This is a genomic window from Vulcaniibacterium tengchongense, from assembly GCF_003814555.1.
GTDB lineage: Bacteria > Pseudomonadota > Gammaproteobacteria > Xanthomonadales > Xanthomonadaceae > Vulcaniibacterium > Vulcaniibacterium tengchongense.
Genome location: NZ_RKQN01000015.1, coordinates 1 through 1,658 on the forward strand (window position 1 = coordinate 1; position 1,658 = coordinate 1,658).

Sequence of the window (1,658 nt, forward strand, 5' to 3'; positions counted from 1 at the left end):
GCGGATGCGCTCGCCGGTGACCTCGCGCACGAACTGCGCGAAGGACAGAGGGAGGATGAGCTTCAGCCGAACCATCGAGGTGGTGGTGTTGAACTGCTGCGTGACCGAGACGAAGGAGACGCCGTTGCGGTCGAACACCTCCACCAGCTTGGCGAAGTCCGCCAGGCTGCGCGTGAGGCGGTCGATCTTGTAGACGACCACGATGTCGATCCTGCCGGCCTCGATGTCGGCGAGCAGGCGCTTGAGCGCAGGGCGGTCGAGATGGCCGCCGGAGTAGCCGCCGTCGTCATAACCCTCCTCGACGGCGATCCAGCCCTCGTGGCGTTGGCTGGCGATGAAGGCCAGCCCCGCGTCGCGTTGGGCCTCCAGGCTGTTGTACTCCTGGTCCAGTCCCTCGTCGGTGGACTTGCGGGTGTAGACCGCACAGCGCCTCGATGGCGTGACGGGACCAGGGGTCGGCGTGGCCGACGAGGACACGGGCCGTTGTGATCTCATGCCGGCTCCTTCTGACCGTCCTGGGTCTTGAGGCCGAAGAACGCGGGGCCCGACCAATGCGTGCCGGTGATGTGACGGGCGATGGCCGTCAGGCTCTTGAACCGCTGCCCCTGATACTCGAAGTCATTGGGCCCGCGCACCAGCACCCGGTGCTCGACGTCGTCGAAGATCCGCGTGAGCACGGTGCCCGGTAGCAGCCGACTCGCGTCGCGGCGCAGTTGGCGCGGCAGGATGCCCGTCTCACCGATCTCCTCGAGCTTGCGGCGGGTCGCGGGCTTCAACCCGCCAAAGGCGCGCTCCTGGATCCTGTAGGCGAGCCGGCTCTCCAGCCACGTGCGGTGGTGATGCTTGGGCCGCTCCTCGAAGTACTCGTCCCACAGCGCCCAGAGGCTGTCCATCGGCAGGTGGGGCAACTGGGCGACGCGGGCGGCGACGGTGGTCGGGTCTGCAGGGCTTGCGTGTGTCGTCATCGGCGAACTCCTCGTGCGTGATCGGGGTTCGCATTCACGCGCTGTGGACCGCACAAGCCAAGGCCAACCGAGTCGCTGTCGGTGGCGATATGGCCAGATGGCGGATAGGGGCGTGCGCGCAGCCGCAGCAGGGCGCAGGCCAGCAGATCGACGATCTCTTGGTGCGCGTGCCGAGGCCGATCAGCCTCGGGAGCCAGGACGAAGGGTTCGGGTTCGTGCATGGTCGGCGTTTTGATGGAAAACGCCGCTCATGCTAGGAATCGAGGGCACTTCGCGTAACGGGTTTTGGCGGGGATGCGCGGGCTACGGCGCCCTGCGTCATCGCACCTGGTGCTGGCCTGTCGAGACGAACCGGTCATCGCAGTCGTTGCTTTCGCCATCCTGCCAGGATCGATCCCAGGCGCGCGGCTCGGCACTTTCCAACAGCAGCAGGGTCAGGACGCGATCTCTCGAGGCGTAGCTGTGCTTGAACTCACGCAGCTTCATGTGGTGTGCCTCCTCGGCACACCACGTCGAGGCCGGAAGCTCGACGCCGTCCCATGCCTGCTCGACGCTCGCGTCGGCGGCGAGCGTGCCGGGTAAGGGCTCTTGCGGATCGCCGGTGCGCCGGATGCGCGCCCGGGTTCTCACGGCGCTGCTGCTGCGCCATTCGTACTTCGCGTAGCCGTGTCCCAGTAGACCAAGATGGCGCGC

The 1,658-nt window shown here is 67.1% G+C and carries 3 protein-coding genes; all 3 read right to left on the reverse strand.

What is annotated here, in order from left to right; genetic code table 11:
• Window positions 1-495, reverse strand: a 495-nt coding sequence (locus EDC50_RS16220) for a recombinase family protein (protein WP_211326905.1), incomplete at its 3' end; no start/stop codon positions are given.
• Window positions 492-965, reverse strand: coding sequence for a DUF2924 domain-containing protein (locus EDC50_RS16225; RefSeq protein ID WP_123771605.1), 474 nt, complete (start codon window positions 963-965; stop codon window positions 492-494). The genes EDC50_RS16220 and EDC50_RS16225, both read right to left, overlap by 4 nt.
• A gap of 318 nt (window positions 966-1,283) precedes the next feature.
• Window positions 1,284-1,658: hypothetical protein (locus EDC50_RS16235; protein WP_211326906.1), on the reverse strand; the 375-nt coding region annotated here is incomplete at its 5' end.